Annotated in this window: 19 protein-coding genes; 8 read left to right on the top strand and 11 right to left on the bottom strand. The window is 63.5% G+C overall.

What is annotated here, in order from left to right; translation table 11 throughout:
* Positions 1–31: 31 nt before the first annotated feature.
* Genes fepC through fepD form a run of 3 tightly spaced genes read right to left on the bottom strand, consistent with a single transcriptional unit; the run spans position 32 to position 2,822 of the window.
* Positions 32–832 (bottom strand): iron-enterobactin ABC transporter ATP-binding protein, encoded by an 801-nt coding sequence (gene fepC / locus AB8804_RS11145; RefSeq protein WP_371185984.1) that lies wholly within the window; start codon positions 830–832, stop codon positions 32–34.
* Positions 829–1,818, bottom strand: a complete 990-nt coding sequence (fepG, locus tag AB8804_RS11140; protein WP_371186040.1) for an iron-enterobactin ABC transporter permease — start codon at positions 1,816–1,818, stop codon at positions 829–831. Before fepG ends, fepC begins: the two co-directional genes overlap by 4 nt.
* Positions 1,818–2,822 (bottom strand): Fe(3+)-siderophore ABC transporter permease, encoded by a 1,005-nt coding sequence (gene fepD / locus AB8804_RS11135; protein WP_371185982.1) that lies wholly within the window; start codon positions 2,820–2,822, stop codon positions 1,818–1,820. The genes fepG and fepD overlap by 1 nt, the downstream gene beginning before the upstream one ends.
* Positions 2,823–2,930: 108 nt before the next feature.
* Here fepD and entS point away from each other — a divergent pair, with 108 nt between their 5' ends.
* Positions 2,931–4,166 (top strand): enterobactin transporter EntS, encoded by a 1,236-nt coding sequence (gene entS, locus AB8804_RS11130; protein ID WP_371185980.1) that lies wholly within the window; start codon positions 2,931–2,933, stop codon positions 4,164–4,166.
* Between the two features lie 120 nt (positions 4,167–4,286).
* Here the strand turns inward: entS and fepB are convergent, their stop codons facing one another.
* Entirely contained in the window at positions 4,287–5,246 is a 960-nt protein-coding gene (gene fepB, locus AB8804_RS11125; RefSeq protein ID WP_371185978.1) for a Fe2+-enterobactin ABC transporter substrate-binding protein, read from the bottom strand.
* Positions 5,247–5,434: 188 nt separating this feature from the next.
* On the opposite strand from fepB, the gene entC reads away from it, so the two are divergent.
* The 5 genes from entC to entH are packed head-to-tail and all read left to right on the top strand — an operon-like array spanning position 5,435 to position 10,263.
* Positions 5,435–6,610, top strand: coding sequence for an isochorismate synthase EntC (gene entC / locus AB8804_RS11120; protein ID WP_371185976.1), 1,176 nt, complete (start codon positions 5,435–5,437; stop codon positions 6,608–6,610).
* A 9-nt stretch (positions 6,611–6,619) separates the two neighbouring features.
* Entirely contained in the window at positions 6,620–8,230 is a 1,611-nt protein-coding gene (gene entE / locus AB8804_RS11115; protein ID WP_371185973.1) for a (2,3-dihydroxybenzoyl)adenylate synthase EntE, read from the top strand.
* Between the two features lie 11 nt (positions 8,231–8,241).
* Positions 8,242–9,096 carry an isochorismatase family protein gene (locus AB8804_RS11110; RefSeq protein ID WP_371185971.1) on the top strand — a complete coding sequence of 285 codons (855 nt, stop codon included), beginning with the start codon at positions 8,242–8,244 and terminating at the stop codon, positions 9,094–9,096.
* Positions 9,096–9,848 carry a 2,3-dihydro-2,3-dihydroxybenzoate dehydrogenase EntA gene (gene entA / locus AB8804_RS11105; RefSeq protein WP_371185968.1) on the top strand — a complete coding sequence of 251 codons (753 nt, stop codon included), beginning with the start codon at positions 9,096–9,098 and terminating at the stop codon, positions 9,846–9,848. The genes AB8804_RS11110 and entA overlap by 1 nt, the downstream gene beginning before the upstream one ends.
* Before the next feature lies 1 nt (position 9,849).
* Positions 9,850–10,263, top strand: a complete 414-nt coding sequence (gene entH / locus AB8804_RS11100) for a proofreading thioesterase EntH (protein WP_371185966.1) — start codon at positions 9,850–9,852, stop codon at positions 10,261–10,263.
* Positions 10,264–10,353: 90 nt separating this feature from the next.
* On the opposite strand, the gene AB8804_RS11095 is transcribed toward entH, so the two are convergent.
* The 3 genes from AB8804_RS11095 to AB8804_RS11085 are packed head-to-tail and all read right to left on the bottom strand — an operon-like array spanning position 10,354 to position 12,654.
* On the bottom strand, positions 10,354–11,466 hold the full coding sequence (locus AB8804_RS11095) for a M20 family metallopeptidase (RefSeq protein ID WP_371185964.1): 1,113 nt from the start codon (positions 11,464–11,466) through the stop codon (positions 10,354–10,356).
* 13 nt (positions 11,467–11,479) lie between these two features.
* Complete coding sequence (locus AB8804_RS11090) at positions 11,480–11,944, bottom strand: YjiG family protein (protein WP_371185962.1); 465 nt, start codon at positions 11,942–11,944, stop codon at positions 11,480–11,482.
* The gene (locus tag AB8804_RS11085) at positions 11,941–12,654 is read right to left on the bottom strand and encodes a nucleoside recognition domain-containing protein (protein WP_371185960.1); all 714 of its coding nucleotides are present in this window, start codon (positions 12,652–12,654) and stop codon (positions 11,941–11,943) included. Before AB8804_RS11085 ends, AB8804_RS11090 begins: the two co-directional genes overlap by 4 nt.
* Positions 12,655–12,933: 279 nt before the next feature.
* Here AB8804_RS11085 and cstA point away from each other — a divergent pair, with 279 nt between their 5' ends.
* Both cstA and AB8804_RS11075 read left to right on the top strand, forming a co-directional pair.
* Complete coding sequence (gene cstA / locus AB8804_RS11080; RefSeq protein WP_371185958.1) at positions 12,934–15,039, top strand: pyruvate/proton symporter CstA; 2,106 nt, start codon at positions 12,934–12,936, stop codon at positions 15,037–15,039.
* Between the two features lie 91 nt (positions 15,040–15,130).
* Positions 15,131–15,328: a YbdD/YjiX family protein gene (locus AB8804_RS11075; RefSeq protein WP_371185956.1), complete on the top strand. Its 198-nt coding sequence runs from the start codon at positions 15,131–15,133 to the stop codon at positions 15,326–15,328.
* Here the strand turns inward: AB8804_RS11075 and AB8804_RS11070 are convergent.
* The 4 genes from AB8804_RS11070 to AB8804_RS11055 form a co-directional block, all read right to left on the bottom strand.
* A complete protein-coding gene (locus tag AB8804_RS11070) occupies positions 15,325–15,729 on the bottom strand; it encodes a helix-turn-helix domain-containing protein (protein WP_112011568.1) in 405 nt (134 codons plus the stop codon). The two genes, AB8804_RS11075 and AB8804_RS11070, sit on opposite strands and share 4 nt — an antisense overlap.
* Complete coding sequence (locus AB8804_RS11065; protein ID WP_371185954.1) at positions 15,710–16,006, bottom strand: type II toxin-antitoxin system RelE/ParE family toxin; 297 nt, start codon at positions 16,004–16,006, stop codon at positions 15,710–15,712. The genes AB8804_RS11070 and AB8804_RS11065 overlap by 20 nt, the downstream gene beginning before the upstream one ends.
* A gap of 182 nt (positions 16,007–16,188) precedes the next feature.
* Positions 16,189–16,932, bottom strand: a complete 744-nt coding sequence (locus AB8804_RS11060) for an SDR family NAD(P)-dependent oxidoreductase (protein ID WP_371185951.1) — start codon at positions 16,930–16,932, stop codon at positions 16,189–16,191.
* A gap of 57 nt (positions 16,933–16,989) precedes the next feature.
* Complete coding sequence (locus AB8804_RS11055) at positions 16,990–18,078, bottom strand: oxidoreductase (protein WP_371185949.1); 1,089 nt, start codon at positions 18,076–18,078, stop codon at positions 16,990–16,992.
* Between the last annotated feature and the right edge of the window lie 17 nt (positions 18,079–18,095).

The raw sequence follows: 18,095 nt of genomic DNA, 5'->3' as shown, positions 1-18,095 counted from the left end.
CCTTTGGGGAGAGGGTCAGGGTGAGGGGACATCAAACCGCACGTTTTCCAAGCGGCACCACCAGCGGCGTGCCCGCCACCGGATCGTCAATAATCATGCAGCGCATGCCGTAGATCCGCTCGATCAGATCCGGCGTCACAATTTCCTTCGGCGCGCCCTGCGCCACGATCTCGCCGTCGCGCAGCGCAATCAGATGCGTGGCGTAGCGGCACGCCTGATTCAGATCGTGCAGCACCGCTGCCAGCGTATACCCCTGGGTGCGGTTCAGCTCGCTCAGCAGCTCAAGCAGATCGATCTGATGGCTGATGTCCAGCCAGGTCGTCGGCTCGTCCAGCAGCATGATCGAGGTTTCCTGCGCCAGCACCATCGCAATCCACGCCCGCTGGCGCTGCCCGCCGGAAAGCGTATCCACGCTCTGCAACGCAAGGTCGGTAATGCCCGTCGCCCGCATCGCGCGCGTCACCGCCGCGTCGTCCTCTTTGCGCCAGCGGGTGAACAGCGGCTGGTGCGGATAGCGCCCGCGCGACACCAGCTCCTGCACCGTGATATCCCCCGGCGTGGTGGCGTTTTGCGCCAGCAGCCCGATGCGCCGCGCCACCTCCTTGCTGGCAAAGCGCTGGATCTGCTCCCCGTCGAGGAACACGCTGCCCTCGGTCGGCGTCATCAGGCGGCTCAGGGTGCGCAAGAGGGTCGATTTGCCGCAGCCGTTCGGGCCGATTATCGCCGTGAAGTGGCCGTCCGGAATGGAAACGCTCAGGTCGCGGGCAATGATTTTTTTGCCGTAGCCGAGGGTTAAGCTTTCGCCGCGCAAGCGGGTTGTTGAATCGGTCATTTCCTGCGTGACTCCTGAACGAGCAAGACGATGAGGTAAATCCCGCCGAGGCTGACGGTCACCACGCCCACCGGAAGTTGATAAGGCATAAACAGACGCTGGGCGCAGAGATCGGCGGCCAGCAGCAGCAGGGAACCGCACAGCGCCGCCTGGGTTAAGCCCCAGCGTGCGGTGCCGCTGACCCGCCGCGCGATGTGCGGAGCCACCAGCGCGATAAACGAGATCGGCCCGGCGATCGCCGTGGCGGCGGCGGTCAGCAGTACGGCCACCAGCATCAGCATCAGCCGCGAGCGCTCGACGCTCACGCCCAGGGCGCAGGCGCTGTCGTCGCCCATCTCCAGCAGGCGCATGCGGCGCACCAGCAGCAGCGCGCCGACAAACATCAGCACGATCAGCGGCGCGGCGGGCCAGACCTTGCTCCACGTCAGCCCGTTGAGCGATCCGGCGTACCACAGCCCGGCCGAGACCGCCGTCTCCAGCGAGGCCTGCAGCAGAAGCCAGGTGTTGAACGCCATCAGCATGGCGCGCACCCCGATGCCGATAATGATCAGGCGGAAGGTGTCGATGCCGTTGCGCCAGGCCAGCGCCCAGATGACCAGCGAGGTTAAAATCCCGCCCGCCATCGCCGTCACGGTGATGGCCGTCAGGTGCTGACCAAACAGCACCATCGCCACCAGCACGCCGCTCCACGCCCCGGTGTTCAGGCCCATCACGTCCGGGCTGCCGAGGGGGTTGCGCATCAGCGACTGGAAGATCGCCCCGCTGACGCCCAGCGCCGCGCCGACGAGGATCGCCATCGCCACGCGCGGCAGCCGCCACTCGGTTACGACGAGGGTGACGTTGCGCGGCGCGTTGCCGAGCAGGGCGTTAAAGACCTGCGTAAAATCGAGCGTTACCGCGCCGCTGCGCAGGCTCCAGGCGGCCAGCAGCACAATGGCGAGAGCCAGCAGGGAAAGGCTGGTCACTAAGCGACGGGACGGGGCCATCATGCGCCACCTCCGCGCCTGCGTCGTACAAGGAAAATCAGCACCGGCGCGCCGATAAAGGCGCTCACCACCGACACGCGCAGCTCGCCCGGCACCAGCAGGCGGCCCAGCACGTCGGCAAACAGCAGCAGGGCAGGGGTGGCGAGCAGCGTCACCGGCAGCGACCAGCGGTGATCGGCCCCCACCAGCCAGCGCGCCATGTGCGGCATCATCAGGCCGATAAAGGCAATCGGGCCGACGACCGCGGTGGCGCTGCCGCAGAGTACGGTAATCGCCAGCAGGCCAATAAGCTGCGTGCGCGCCACGCGGTTGCCGAGCGCGGTGGCGGTGTCGCTGCCCAGGCTCAGGCTGTTGAGCGCCCGGCTTAAGAACAGCGCGACGGCGGCGGCAATTGTCACCGGGATGACGACGACCTTGAGGGTGTCAAGGGTGCGGATATCCAGCGAGCCCGCCTGCCAGAAGCGCAGCTGGTCGTAGACGTCCGGGTTGAGCAGGGCGATGCCGTTGGTCATGCCTTCCAGCACCGCGGCCAGCGCCACGCCTGCCAGCGTCAGGCGCACCGGGCTAAGCTGCCCGCCGCCCTGGCTGCCGGTAAAGGCTACCAGCAGCGAGGCAGCCAGCGCGCCGCAGAACGCCATCGCCAGCTGTTCGGTGGGCGACGAAAAGCCAAACAGCGCCGCGCCGAGGACAATGGCAAAGCTGGCGCCGGAGTTCACGCCCAGAATGCCGGGGTCGGCGAGCGGGTTGCGGGTCAGGGTTTGCATCAGCGCACCGGCAAGGCCGAGCGCGCCGCCGGCCAGCAGCCCGGCAAGGGTGCGGGGAAGACGCGCGTCCAGCACGATGGTGCAGTCGGCGCTCGTGCAGGTGCCCGAGAGCGCATCGATAATGACGGAAGCAGGCAGCGGCTTCGCGCCGACCAGCAGGCTGAGCGCAGCCGCAAGGATCAACAGCAGCAATAACGCGGGCACGGCAAGGGCGCGCACCGCGGAAGAGGAAAACGACATAGCAACATCCATGATGTGATAATGATAGTGATTATCGTTATCTATCTTATTTGGCTATGTTAGCATGTGCGCCCATGGAATGGATAGAAATACGCACAAGGCCTTGTCATGAATCAAAAATCCTGGCTGCTCAACCTCAGCCTGCTGAAAACGCATCCGGCGTATCGCGCCGTTTTTATCGCCCGCTTTATCTCCATTTTGTCCCTCGGCCTGCTCGGCGTGGCCGTGCCGGTGCAGATCCAGGCGATGACGCACTCCAGCTGGCTGGTGGGGCTTTCCGTGACCTTAACCGGCGGGGCGATGTTTATCGGCCTGATGGTTGGCGGCGTGCTGGCGGACCGCTACGAGCGTAAAAAGCTGATCCTGCTGGCGCGCGGCACCTGCGGCGTGGGCTTTATCGGACTGTGCCTGAACGCCCTGCTGCCAGAGCCGTCGCTAATGGCGATTTATGCGCTCGGCCTGTGGGACGGCTTTTTTGCCTCGCTCGGCGTCACGGCTCTGCTGGCGGCGACGCCCGCGCTGGTGGGGCGCGAAAACCTGATGCAGGCGGGGGCAATCACGATGCTCACCGTGCGCCTCGGCTCGGTGATTTCGCCGATGGTGGGCGGGCTATTGCTGGCGACCGGCAACGTGGCGTGGAACTACGGGCTGGCGGCGGCGGGGACGTTTATCACCACGCTCACGCTGCTGCGCCTGCCGCTGCTGCCGCCTCCGCCGCAGCCGCGCGAGCATCCATTGAAGTCGCTGATGGCGGCGATCCGCTTTCTCTTCAGCAATCCGCTCATCGGCGGCATTGCGCTGATCGGCGGCCTGCTGACGATGGCGAGCGCGGTGCGCGTGCTGTACCCGGCGCTGGCGGGCGAGTGGCGGATGAGCGCCTCAGAGATCGGCATTCTGTATGCGGCTATTCCGCTGGGGGCCGCGCTCGGCGCGCTGACCAGCGGCAATCTGGCGCAGAGCGCGCGCCCGGGGCTGATTATGCTGGCGTCGACGCTGGCGTCGTTTATCGCCATCGGCTTCTTTAGCCTGATGCCCGTCTGGGCGCTGGGCGTGATGTGCCTGGTGATTTTCGGCTGGCTGAGCGCGGTGAGTTCGCTGCTGCAGTACACCCTGATCCAGACCCAGACTCCGGAAGGCATGCTCGGGCGCATCAACGGCCTGTGGACCGCGCAGAACGTGACGGGCGATGCGATTGGCGCGGCGATCCTCGGCGGACTGGGTGCCGTGATGACGCCGGTGGCCTCGGCGAGCAGCAGCGGGTTCGTCCTTGCGATTATTGGCGTGATTTTACTGGTGACGTTGGCGGAATTGCGGCGGTTCCGGCAGGAGCCTGCTCCGGTTTAATGTGGTGGAATTTGCCGGGTGGCGCTGCGCTTTACCCGGCCAACATTTTGCACTCCGCCGACCCTGTAGGTCGGGTAAGGCGTAGCCGCCACCCGACAAAAAGTCCCGGTGGCGCTGCGCTTATTTAAATAACGAATCCAGACGCTGCAGCACCAGCATCGCGCTGTAATAATCCAGGCGGAACGTCTCCGTGCCTAATGCCCAGACGCGTTTGTTCTGCACGGACGGCAGGTGCGCCAGCAGCGGGTTGGCGTAAATCGCCTCTGCGTCCTTCTCGTCTCCGGCAAACAGGAACAGCCCTTCGCCGTTCAGGCCCGCCGCCAGGTTTTCCCCGCCCAGCTGAATGATGTCGTGGCGTTTGCCCTGGCTTGTCGAGGTCTGCAGCCCGGCAGGCAGCTCCGCCAGCGTGAAGCCGAGCTGGTGCAGCAGCTGGCCCTGCGCGGACTCGGCGGTCCACAGATTCGCGCTGTGCGCGGCGGCGGTGTAGACGATGGCGTTCACCGGCTGCGGCGGCATCTTCATCTGCTGTTTCACCTGCGCCAGCTGCTTATCAAACTCGGCAACGCGCGCGCTGGCCTGCTTCTCCTGCCCGGTTATCGCGCCGAGCTGCGTCAGCAGATCCTGCCAGCTTTTATCATCGTAGTTAATCACCAGCGTCGGGGCGATGGCGGAAAGCTGGTCGTACAGCGCCAGCGCGGAATCGCCCCCGGTGGCGCTGATCAAAATCAGGTCCGGCATCTGGGCCGCCACCGCTTCGGCGCTCGGCTCGCCGATGTACAGCCGCGCAACGTTACGCTGCTTCGCAATCTCTCCCCACTGGCGCAGGAAGCCCTGCGCATCCGCCACGCGGTTGTTGGGCGTAGTGGCGCCGCTGGCAACGACCGGCGCGTCAATGGCCAGCAGGGAGCCGGTCAGCGTCACGCTGGTGGAGACGATGCGCGTCGGTTTGCTTTCAAGCGTGTGGACGCCGCGGGCGTCGGTAACCTGACGCGGCCAGTCGGCGGCGGTGGCTGAGGTAAGTCCTAAAACCCAAATCCCGGCTAAAAGGAGGGCGTTTCGGCAAAGCGCGGAGAATTTCACGGCACGTGATCCTGTTTTTATTGAGGTTAATGCTTCTCATTTTCATCACTCCGCCGCCGCGATGCAAGCGATAGTCGCACAAGTTGCGCGCTCTGCGGTTGACAGTGAGGCGGTCTGGGATTAGGTTAGCGGTCGAAAATATAAATGATAATCATTATTGCTACTTTTATCATTTTAAGGAGGATGATATGGATACGTCATTGGCTGAGGACATCCAGCACACCGCGACCACGCTGCAATCAGACAGCTTTTTCTTTATGTCGCCTTACCGCAGTTTTACCACGTCAGGCTGCTTTGCCCGCTTTGCTGAACCCGCCGCTGGCGGCGACGATCCGGCCGGGCGCTTCCAGCAAAAGCTCGCGCAGGCTTTCCAGACCGCGAAGGCCAGCGGCATTGCTCACCCGATTATGGTGGGCGCTATTCCGTTCGATACCCGCAAGCCGTCTTCCCTGTTTATTCCCAAACAATGGCAAACCTTCTCGCGCCCGGCGCGCCAGCAGTCCGCGCGCTATTTTTCCGACGTCCAGGCGCTGAAGGTCGCGCAGCGCACCGAGATCCCGCCGCAGCCCGAATTTGAAGAGATGGTGGCCCGCGCGGCGGCGCTGACCGCCACGCCGCAGGTGAATAAGGTGGTGCTGTCACGCCTGATTGATATCGCTACCGACGCAAACATTGACGCCGGGGCCCTGCTGGAGCGCCTGATCGCCCAGAACCCGGCGAGCTATAACTTCCACGTGCCGCTGGAAGACGGCGGCGCGCTGCTCGGCGCAAGCCCGGAGCTGCTGCTGCGCAAAGAGGGGACGCATTTTAGCTCGCTGCCGCTGGCGGGCTCCGCGCGCCGTCAGCCGGACGACGTGCTCGACCGCGAGGCGGGCCACAGGCTGCTGGCGTCGGAAAAAGATCGCCACGAGCACGACCTGGTGACTCAGGCGATGAAGGCCGTGCTTGCCCCGCGCAGCCACCACCTCAGCATGCCTGCGACACCGCAGCTAATCACCACGCCGACGCTGTGGCACCTGGCCACGCCGGTGGAGGGCGACGCGCGCGACGGCGAAAACGCGCTGACGCTGGCCTGCCTGCTGCACCCGACGCCCGCGCTGAGCGGCTTCCCGCATCTGGCGGCAAAAGAGCTCATTGCCGAGCTGGAGCCGTTCGACCGCGAGCTGTTCGGCGGCATCGTCGGCTGGTGCGACAGCGAGGGCAACGGCGAGTGGGTGGTCACTATCCGCTGCGCGCGCCTGCGCGAAAACCGCGTTCGCCTGTTTGCCGGCGCGGGCATTGTCCCTGCCTCCTCACCGATCGGCGAGTGGCGTGAAACCGGCGTGAAGCTTTCCACCATGCTGAACGTGTTTGGCCTGCACTGAGGAATCCCCATGACTATTCCCTTTACCCGCTGGCCCGAGGATTTTGCCCGCCGCTACCGTGAAAAAGGCTACTGGCAGGATCTGCCGCTGACCCACATTCTGACCGACCGCGCGCAGAGCGATGCCGTCGCCATCATCGACGGCGAGCGCCTGCTGACCTACCGCGAGTTTCATCAGGCGGCGAACAACCTTGCCGCCGCGCTGCAGGCGCAGGGCGTCAAGCGCGGGGAGACCGCGCTGGTCCAGTTGGGCAACGTGGCCGAGTTTTACATCACCTTCTTTGCGCTGCTGCAAATCGGCGTCGCGCCGGTCAACGCGCTCTTCAGCCATCAGCGCAGCGAGCTGAACGCCTACGCCGCGCAGATTAAGCCCGCAGTGCTGATTGCCGATCGCGATCACTCCCTGTTCGCCAATGATGACTTCCTCAACGCCTTTGTGGACGAACACCGCTCGGTGCGCGCGGTGCTGCTGCGCGGGGATAGCGGTGAACGCGCGCTGGAAGCGGCGATTGCCCGCCGCGCGGAGGGCTTTATCCCGACCCCGACGCCCGCCGATGAGGTTGCGTTCTTCCAGCTCTCCGGCGGCAGCACCGGCACGCCGAAGCTGATCCCGCGCACGCACAACGACTACGACTACAGCATCCGCCGCAGCAACGTAATTTGCGGCATCACCGCCGAAACCCGCTACCTGAACGCGCTGCCCGCGGCGCATAACTACGCCATGAGCTCGCCGGGCTCGCTGGGCATTTTCACCGCGGGCGGCCGCGTGGTGCTGGCGAACGATCCAAGCGCCACGCTCTGCTTCCCGCTGATTGAAAAACATCAGATTACCGTCACCTCGCTGGTGCCGCCTGCGGTCAGCCTGTGGCTGCAGGCGATCGCCGACGGCGCGGGCAACGCGCAGCTTGCCTCCCTGACGCTGCTCCAGGTCGGCGGTGCGCGCCTCTCCGCCACGCTCGCCGCGCGCATACCGGCAGAGATCGGCTGCCAGCTTCAGCAGGTGTTCGGCATGGCGGAAGGGCTGGTGAACTACACCGCCCTCGACGACACGCCGGAGCGGATTATCAACACCCAGGGCCGCCCGATGTGCCCGGACGACGAGGTGTGGGTCGCCGACGAGAACGGCAATCCGCTGCCGCGCGGGGAAGTGGGGCGCTTAATGACGCGCGGCCCGTACACCTTCCGCGGCTATTTCAACAGCCCGGAGCACAACGCCAGCGCCTTTGACGCCGACGGCTTTTACTGTTCGGGCGATCTGATTGCCATCGACGAGCAGGGCTACATCACCGTGCAGGGGCGCGAAAAAGATCAGATCAACCGCGGCGGGGAGAAGATCGCCGCCGAGGAGATCGAGAACCTGCTGCTGCGCCACGAGGCGGTGATCCACGCCGCGCTGGTGAGCATGGAGGACAGCCTGCTGGGCGAGAAAAGCTGCGCGTATCTGGTGGTCAAGCAGCCGCTGCGCGCGGTCGAGGTGCGCCGCTTCCTGCGCGAGCAGGGCGTTGCCGAATTTAAGCTGCCGGACCGCGTGGAGAGCGTCGACGCGCTCCCGCTCACGCCGGTTGGCAAAGTCGATAAGAAACAGCTGCGCCTGTGGCTCGCGGAACGCGCACAGGGCTGAGGAAAAAGAGTATGGCTATCCCAAAATTAACCGCCTACGCGCTGCCAACGGCGGCAGAGCTGCCGACCAACAAGGTGAACTGGGCGTTTGAGCCCGAGCGCGCGGCGCTGCTGATCCACGACATGCAGGAGTATTTCCTGAACTTCTGGGGCGAAAACAGCCCGATGATGGCGCAGGTGGTGGCGAACATCGCGAAGCTTCGCGCGTACTGCAAAGAACACAACATTCCGGTCTACTACACCGCCCAGCCTAAAGAGCAGAGCGATGAAGACCGCGCGCTGCTGAACGACATGTGGGGGCCGGGGCTGACCCGCTCGCCGGAGCAGCAGCGCATCGTTGCCGAGCTTGCGCCCGACGAGGCGGACACCGTGCTGGTGAAGTGGCGCTACAGCGCGTTCCACCGCTCGCCGCTGGAGCTGATGCTGAAAGAGACCGGGCGCAACCAGCTGCTGATTACCGGCGTGTATGCGCACATCGGCTGCATGACCACCGCTACAGACGCGTTTATGCGCGACATCAAGCCGTTCTTCATCGCCGACGCGCTGGCGGATTTCACCCGCGACGAGCACCTGATGTCCCTCAACTACGTGGCCGGACGATCCGGGCGCGTGGTGATGACCGACGAGCTGCTGCCGTCCGTTCCGGCGTCGAAAGCCGCGCTGCGCGAGGTGGTACTGCCGCTGCTGGACGAATCCGACGAGCCGATGGACGACGAAAACCTGATCGACTACGGGCTGGACTCGGTGCGCATGATGGCGCTGGCCGCGCGCTGGCGCAAAGTGCACGGCGATATCGATTTCGTGATGCTGGCAAAAAATCCAACGATCGACGCCTGGTGGGCGCTGCTCTCCCGCGAGGTGAAGTGATGGCGTGTGATTTTACCGGCAAAAACGTGTGGGTCACGGGGGCCGGAAAGGGCATCGGGTACGCGACCGCGCGGGCGTTTAGCGAGGCGGGCGCGCGGGTGACCGGGTTCGACCTGGCCTTCCCGCTGGACGATTACCCGTTCGCAACCGAAACGCTGAACGTGGCGGACGCCGCGCAGGTGGGTGACGTTTGCGGGCGACTGCTTGGTCGCGTTGAGCGGCTGGACGTGCTGGTCAACGCGGCGGGCATTCTGCGCATGGGGGCGACGGAGCAGCTCTCGCAGGAGGACTGGCAGCAGACCTTCGCGGTCAACGTCGGCGGCGCGTTTAACCTCTTCCAGCAGACGATGGGCCAGTTCCGCCGCCAGCAGGGCGGGGCGATCGTTACCGTGGCGTCCGACGCGGCGCACACGCCGCGCATCGGCATGAGCGCCTACGGCGCGTCGAAGGCGGCGCTCAAAAGCCTGGCGCTGACCGTCGGGCTGGAGCTGGCGGGCAGCGGCGTGCGCTGTAACCTGGTGTCGCCAGGCTCAACGGACACCGATATGCAGCGCACCCTGTGGACCCGCGACGACGCGGAACAGCAGCGCATTCGCGGCTTCGGCGAGCAGTTCAAGCTCGGCATTCCGCTCGGCAAAATCGCCCGTCCGCAGGAGATTGCCAGTACCGTGCTGTTCCTCGCGTCCGACGCGGCCAGCCATATCACCCTGCAGGATATCGTCGTGGACGGCGGCTCCACGCTGGGGGCGTAAGATGATCTGGAAACGGCATTTATCCCTTGATGAGCTCAACGCCACCAGCATGAACACGATGGTGGCGCATCTCGGCATCGTTTATACCCGCCTCGGCGACGAGACGCTGGAAGCGGAGATGCCGGTGGACGCGCGCACCCATCAGCCGTTTGGCCTGCTGCACGGCGGGGCGTCCGCGGCGCTGGCGGAAACGCTCGGCTCAATGGCCGGGTTTTTGATGACCCGCGACGGACAGAACGTGGTGGGCACCGAGCTGAACGCCACGCACCACCGCGCGGTGTCGCAGGGCAAGGTGCGCGGCGTGTGCCAGCCGCTGCACCTGGGGCGTACCAGCCAGAGCTGGGAGATTACGGTGTTTGACGAGCAGGGAAGGCGGTGCTGTACGTGCCGGTTGAGTACGATGGTGCTGGGGTAGTATTGCGCAGAATTGCCGGGTGGAGGCTTCGCCTTACCCGGCCTACATTCGACGCGTAGGCCCGGTAAGCGAAGCGCCACCGGGCGGTATTTACAGCATCGATACAATCCGCTTCAACAACCGAATCCTCGGTTCAATCGACGCCTTATCCAGCCACTCTGCCGGGCTGTGGAAGCCCGCGCCAATCGGCCCCAGGCCGTCGAGGGTCGGAATGCCGAGTGCGGCGGTGTGGTTGGCGTCGCTGCCGCCGCCGACCGCCTGCCAGGTGATGGCGATCCCCTCTTCTTTGCCCGCCCGCTCGACCAGCTGCATCAGCTGCTGCGTGGCGTCACTCGCCGCCATCGCCGGCTTGTGGTTCACGCGGGTTAATGTGGTGGTCACGCCCTCTAAAAAGCCTTTTTCGCACAGCGCGTCCAGCGCCTGATTCACCCGATCGTACTCGTCGTTTTCCCAGAAGCGCACGTCGAGTTCGGCAAAGGCGCTGTCCGCCACCACGTTGGCCGCGCTGCCGCCGCGGATCGCGCCGACGTTCAGCGTGGTGCCGCGATCCCAGTCGGTCAGCGCGTTAATGGCGGCCACGGCGTGCGCCAGCGCGGTAATCGCCGAGCGGCCTTTTTCCGGATCGTTACCCGCGTGCGCCGCCACGCCGCTGAAGGTGAGGTGGTATCCCGCCATGCCTTTGCGCGCCTTCACCAGCGAGCCGTCGGCGCGCGCGGCTTCGCACACCAGCACGCGGCGCGAGCGCTTAGCCAGCTCGCCGATCCACGCGTGGGAATAGACCGAGCCGGTCTCTTCGTCGGGGTTCATCGCCACCGCGATCGCCAGACGATCCTTATCGGCGGCGTCCAGCTCGCGCATCGCCCACAGGATGTTCAGCAGCCCGCTTTTCATATCGGACACGCCCGGGCCGTACAGGCGGGTTGCGTCTTCGCTCATCGGACGCTCGGCCACGGTGCCGGGGGCAAATACGGTATCAAGATGGCCAACGAGCAGGACGTCGAACTGCTCGGCCTGCGGTTTGTTGCTGACGAAGACGCCGGGGCCAACCTTATCGCCCAGGTCAACCCGCTCGGCGTGCCAGCCTTCGCGCTGCCAGAGCGCTTCGATAATGCCCGCCACGGTGGCGACGCCGTCGGTGGTCTGGGTGCCGCAATCCACGTTCACCAGGGTTTTTAGCTCTTCAATATAGTGGTCAAGATTCATGATTACGTCCTGTTCAGAGAATGATGCGCATCAGCAGCATGGCTAAGAAGGCGTTGACCACCGAAATGGCGATCATCAGGGGAATGCGTTTGGCGCGCGTGCCGATCACGCCGAGGATGCGGCCGAGGTACTGCACCTGCGAGCCCATCAGGTAGATAGCCGGGGCGAGAATGGCCAGGTGTTCCCCGGTCAGAATGCCTTTATCAAACAGGCCAATGGCGACGCCGATGCCGCCGCCCATCGACATCCAGCCGCCGATCAGCACGGCGGCGGCTTCGCCCGGCAGGCCAAACAGCCCCATCAGCGGCGCGAAGATCATGCCGAGCCCTTTCAGCGCGCCGGTGATCTCCAGCGCCTTGATGATGATAAACGCCATTACCACGTTGGGCAGGGTGCTGCTGGTGGCGATGCCCCAGCCCTTGCGCGCGCCCTCGACGAAGACGTCGGTAATAACCGGATTAGACTGTGGCGCACTCATGCGGCTTCTCCTTGCTTCACGGCGGCAGGTTTTCCTGTAAACGTCAGGATCAGGCGCAGCAGGTTTGCGCCGACTATTTTCATGATAAACATCACGGCGACGCAGGCGCCTATCGAGGCGGGAACCGCCGCGGTGCCATCAGCGGCGACCAGCGTAAAGAGGATCGCCCCCGAGGAGAAGAAGTTGGTGATCATCGCACCCGCGGAAAACTGGAACATGGCGAAGACGTCTTTTTCCGTTTCGCTGATTTGCCCCTCATCGGACAGGTTGCGCGTGAGCGACGCGCCGACGTCGGTGCTTTGCAGGCTGCCGATCAGCGCCAGACCGGCGGTGCCGGGAATGCCCAGCAGCGGGCGCAGCAGCGGAGTTAACAGCTTGCGGGCGGCACGCAGCGCGCCGTAGTGCTCCAGCACGTTGATCATGCCGAGCGCAAACATAACCGCCGGGATCAGCCCGAGCGCGAAGAGAAATCCGTCCATCGCGCCGCTGCCGCCCGTGCCGCGAAAGGCGCTGGTTGCGGTGGTTAACGCGCCGTCGTCGAGGCTGGCCTTGCTGACCACCTTGCCGAACGCGCCGTTGAGGGTGGTGAAATCAAACACGCCGTACCACTCTTTGCCGCCTAACAGGCCGGAGAAGAAAACGGCAGCAAAAGCCAGCGCAAAGTACGCGCCGGGCCCGACCTTATACTCCTGAGGTTCTGAACTTTTCATATCCTTTTCCTTGTTAATGCGCGGGTGCGCAGGCTCATTCTGGCGATGTTTTGCGCAAAAAAAATGATGCAAATCATTTCGTAACGGCGTCACAGGCTGAAAAAGATAAAAATGTGACCAGCGACTGAGCGGGAGCAGGGGGAAAGTGATCGGCTTAACACTGTGGTGTAAATGTCTGGTTTGACCACGCATTATTGCGTTTCAAAGTTGTTAAATTTTAGCGGTTGTTCTAGAAACAAAATGTAACATCTCACTGTTCCACTACAACGGACAACAACTATGAACAACTCAGGGAAATACCTTTTATGGGCAGGGCTCTCCGTTGTGGGAGCCTTTGCCCTGGGCTATATCGCCCTTAATCGGGGCGAGCAGATTAACGCGCTGTGGATTGTGGTCGTCTCGGTCTGTATTTATCTGATCGCGTATCGTTTTTACGGCCGCTATATCGCGAAGAACGTTCTCGGCGTTGACGCGACGCGCATGACGCCTGCCGTGCGCCATAACGACGGGCTGGACTACGTGCCGACGGATAAAAAAGTGCTGTTCGGTCACCATTTTGCCGCTATCGCCGGCGCGGGCCCGCTGGTGGGGCCGGTGCTGGCGGCGCAGATGGGCTACCTGCCGGGAATGATCTGGATCCTGGCGGGCGTGGTGCTGGCCGGTGCGGTGCAGGACTTTATGGTGCTGTTCGTCTCTACCCGCCGCGACGGGCGCTCGCTGGGCGAGCTGGTGAAAGAGGAGATGGGCGCCACCGCAGGCGTGATCGCGCTGGTGGCGACCTTTATGATCATGGTGATCATCCTCGCGGTGCTGGCGATGATCGTGGTAAAAGCGCTGACCCACAGCCCGTGGGGTACCTACACCGTGGCCTTTACCATTCCGCTGGCGCTGTTTATGGGGATCTACATTCGCTATCTGCGCCCGGGGCGCATTGGCGAAGTGTCCGTCATCGGCCTGGTATTCCTCGTGTTCGCGATCATCTCCGGCGGCTGGGTGGCGGAAAGCCCGACCTGGGCGCCGTGGTTTGACTTTACCGGCGTACAGCTGACGTGGATGCTGGTGGGCTACGGATTCGTTGCCGCCGTACTGCCCGTGTGGCTGCTGCTGGCCCCGCGTGACTATCTTTCGACCTTCCTGAAAATCGGCACTATCGTCGGCCTGGCGATCGGCATTCTGATTATGCGCCCGACGCTGACCATGCCCGCGCTGACCAAGTTCATTGACGGCACCGGCCCGGTCTGGACCGGCAACCTGTTCCCGTTCCTGTTTATCACCATCGCCTGCGGCGCGGTGTCCGGCTTCCACGCGCTGATCGCCTCCGGCACCACGCCGAAGATGCTGGCGAATGAAAATCAGGCCTGCCTGATCGGCTACGGCGGCATGCTGATGGAGTCCTTCGTGGCGATTATGGCGCTGGTCTCCGCCTGCATTATCGACCCGGGCGTCTACTTCGCGATGAACAGCCCGATGGCGGTACTGGCCCCTGCCGGAACCGTTGACGTGGTGGCGTCTGCCGCGCAGGTGGTGAGCGGCTGGGGCTTTGCCATTACCCCTGACACGCTGACGCACATTGCGAACGAAGTGGGCGAGCAGTCGATCATCTCCCGCGCGGGCGGCGCGCCGACGCTGGCGGTGGGGATGGCCTATATTCTGCACGGCGCGCTCGGCGGGCTGATGGACGTGTCGTTCTGGTATCACTTCGCCATCCTGTTCGAGGCGCTGTTTATCCTGACGGCGGTCGACGCGGGCACGCGCGCGGCGCGCTTTATGCTCCAGGATCTGCTGGGGGTGATTTCGCCGAACCTGAAGCGTACCGATTCGCTTCCGGCGAACCTGCTGGCGACGGCGCTGTGCGTGCTGGCGTGGGGTTACTTCCTGCACCAGGGCGTTGTCGACCCGCTGGGCGGCATCAACACCCTGTGGCCGCTGTTCGGCATCGCCAACCAGATGCTGGCGGGCATGGCGCTGATGCTCTGCGCGGTGGTGCTGTTCAAGATGAAGCGCCAGCGCTACGCGTGGGTGGCGCTGGTGCCAACCGCGTGGCTGCTGATTTGTACCCTGACCGCGGGCTGGCAGAAAGCGTTTAGCCCGGATAACAAGGTCGGCTTCCTGGCGATTGCCAACAAGTTCCAGGCGATGATCGACAGCGGCAAAATCCCGGCGCAGTACACCGAATCCCAGCTGTCGCAGCTGGTGTTCAACAACCGCCTGGACGCCGGGCTGACCATCTTCTTTATGGTGGTGGTTGTGGTGCTGGCGTTGTATTCTCTCAAGACCGCGCTGGCGGCCCTGAAGGAAGATAAGCCGACGGCAAAAGAGACGCCGTATGAGCCGATGCCGGAAAACCTGGACCAGATTGTGACCCAGGCCAAAGGGGCGCATTAACATAACCAAACCCCTCACCCCAGTGTTATAAGTTCCCTCTCCCCTTTGGGGAGAGGGTTAGGGTGAGGGGGAAAAAAACGAGAAATGACCTATGTTCGACACCCTTTCCAAAGCAGGCAAATACTTAGGCCAGGCCGCCAAAATGATGATCGGCGTGCCGGACTACGATAACTACGTCGATCATATGCGCGTCACCCATCCGGACCAGACGCCGATGACCTACGAGGAATTTTTCCGCGAACGCCAGGAGGCGCGCTACGGCGGCAAGGGCGGCGCGAAGTGCTGTTAACCCTCTTTCGGTAAATAGAGGCTGATCTGCTCCTGCTTACAGCCGTAAATGGCCGCCAGCTTTTCGCGGGTGCGCTTTTGCGGGCGGGAGTCGAGGGCTTCAAGCTGCGACACCGCGGACTGGGTGATGCCCAGTTTCTCCGCCACCTCCTGCTGGGATAACCCGCAGTGGATGCGCCACGCGGCCTGCAGGCTGACGTTTTGCCAGGTCATGATGCTGCACACTTCACCGGGCAATTCCACGTCATCCAGACTATCGTGTTCGACTTCAATATCCTCCAAATCGTCGTCGGTTTCGTCGTCAATCTCAGCCATCTGCAAGCACATGCGGAAGTATTCGTGATAGGGAATAACCACGTACTGCGTTTTTCCGTTATCGTCCTTAATTAGCTGAACAGCCATAGGTGGCTTTCTCCTCGTGCAGGTAAGTTGTTGATGTTCTACGCTTAATGGCCAGAACATAACAATGGTCATCGGGATCGTCCCGAAGCGTATAGATGATGCGGTAATCGCCAACGCGAAGCCGGAAATGATTTTCTGTCGCCGATATTTTTTTGATATCGGGCCGGGGAGCCGAGCGGTCATCCAGCTCGGCAAGCTTTACCTCAATGCGACGCTGATACCGCTCGTCAATTCTGGAAAAAGCCTTTTTTGCACCATTAGACCAGACAATCTTCATCCGTACCTCCACTGTACGCCCACACGAAATATAAGGAAATAGTAAGACTATTAGATAAATTCCGAATTTCTAATGTGTACTGTAGGGCGGGCAACGCGCGGGAGAAAGCGGCAAAACGCAACGCGTCGAGGCGGCTCGAAAACGCCTCTGCCGGGCGGCAGAGGCTTGCAGAAAAAATGCGATCAGGCGTTCAAACCGCCGTCGACGTCCAGCCCCGTGCCGGAGATCTGCCCGGCGGCCGGGCTGGCCAAAAAGGTCACGGCAGCGGCGATATCATCCGGCTGGCCGTAATGGCCGACGGCAATCATCTGGCGCTGCGCGTCGGCCTGTTCGCCGTCTTCCGGGTTCATATCGCTGTTCGTCGGGCCGGGATGGACAATATTGACCGTAATACCGCGCGGCCCGAGGTCCCGCGCCAGCCCGCGCGTGAGCGAGTTAAGCGCCGATTTGGTCATCGAATAGACGGCAATGCCCGGCATCGCCACGCGATTTGCCAGGCAGCTGCCGATGTTGATGATTCGCCCGCCGTCCGAAAGGTGAACGAGCGCCGCCTGGGTGGCGATGACCACGCCGCGGATGTTGACGTTGATCAGCGCGTCGATGTCAGCCAGCGTCATCGACTCCAGCGGGCCACCGCGGGCGATCCCGGCGTTGTTGACCAGAATGTCCAGCCCGCCGAGGGCGCGCGCCGCATGGGTCACGGCGTCCTGAATGGCCTGCGCGCTGGCGCTGTCGGCCTGAACGGCCTCGCCGTGCCGCCCGGCCGCCTTTATTTCATCGGCGACCGCCTGCGCCTTATCGGCAGATTTTTCATACGTAATGACCACGTCGGCCCCGGCCTTTGCCAGCGAAAGGGCGATGGCGCGGCCTAGCCCGCGGCTGCCGCCGGTAACCAGCGCCTTCTTACCTGTTAAATCGATCTGCATGATGACCTCGTTGTGAAAGTGGTGAGGATCCTCATTAGGTATAGTCGGTCGGCGCGATTAACGGCTGAAGGATTCTACCTTCTCAAACGCGGCGCGCAGGACGTCGGGGGTGACGTCGATCGGCAAGGCGTGAATGGACTCAACGGGGCGCAGGGTATGGGCAATGACCTTATCCAGTTCGGCGCGATTGTGAATATCCACGTCCAGCGCGCGAAGCGTGGTCGGCAGGTTAAAGCGCCGATACGCCGTTGCCAGCTGGGCCAGCACGTCGTCCTGGCCGAGAAGGGCGCATTGCACCAGAATGCCGTAGGCCACCTTGGTGCCGTGCAGGTATTTCTCCGTCTGCGGCAGGACGGTTAAGCCGTTATGCACCGCGTGCGCGGCGGCCACGCGGGTGTAGCGCTCGCCTAAGCCTCCCACCATTCCGCCGCCCGCGATGATGGCGTCCACGATATCGCGAAACGCCTGGGTCAGCTCGCCACGCTGCTGGTCCGCGAGCGCCGCCTCGCTGTGCTCAAGCAGGATGTCGCGGATCGCCAGCGCGGCGTTGATCCCGAGCCGCACGGTGAGTGGCAGGTTTTCCGGCTCAGGAGCTAACACAACGGCTTCATACCACTTCGCCAGCGTGTCGCCGATGCCCGCCAGCAGGTATTCCGCCGGAGCGCTGAGGATGATGTGCGGCTCCACCAGCACCAGGAAGTTCGCGTCGTCAAAAATCTCAAACTGCAGCGCCTGCCCGGCATCGTTGTACCAGACCGACAGCGGCGTCCACGCGGCGCAGGTGGCGGCAATGGTAGGAATAGCCACGAACGGCACATTCAGGCGGCGCGCCACCGCCTTGGCGGTATCCATCACCGCGCCGCCGCCGACGCCAATCACCACGCTGGCGCTGCTGCCGGAGTCGGTCACCAGCTGATTGACGTCGCGCTCGCTGCAGTGGCCTTTAAACAGCAGATGCTTCGCTCCCGGGGCGCTAAAGCTCTGCGGCAGGAACGGACGAGCGCCCTCGATGGCGCGTTCTCCGTAGATCCACACCGCCCGGGAGAGCTGCTCCGGGGTAAAAAAATCGTTCAGGCGGGCAAGGCAGCCGGGGTGCGAGAAGTAGTTCGCCGGGCCCGGCACAACGCGAATATCGGTATTGCTCATGATGGTGTCCTTTTTAG

It is taken from the genome of Enterobacter sp. KBR-315C3_2022 (genome assembly GCF_041399425.1).
Taxonomy (GTDB): Bacteria; Pseudomonadota; Gammaproteobacteria; order Enterobacterales; family Enterobacteriaceae; genus Enterobacter.
Note: the sequence above shows the minus strand (reverse complement) of the source record. Positions and strands in the feature narration are given on the sequence as shown.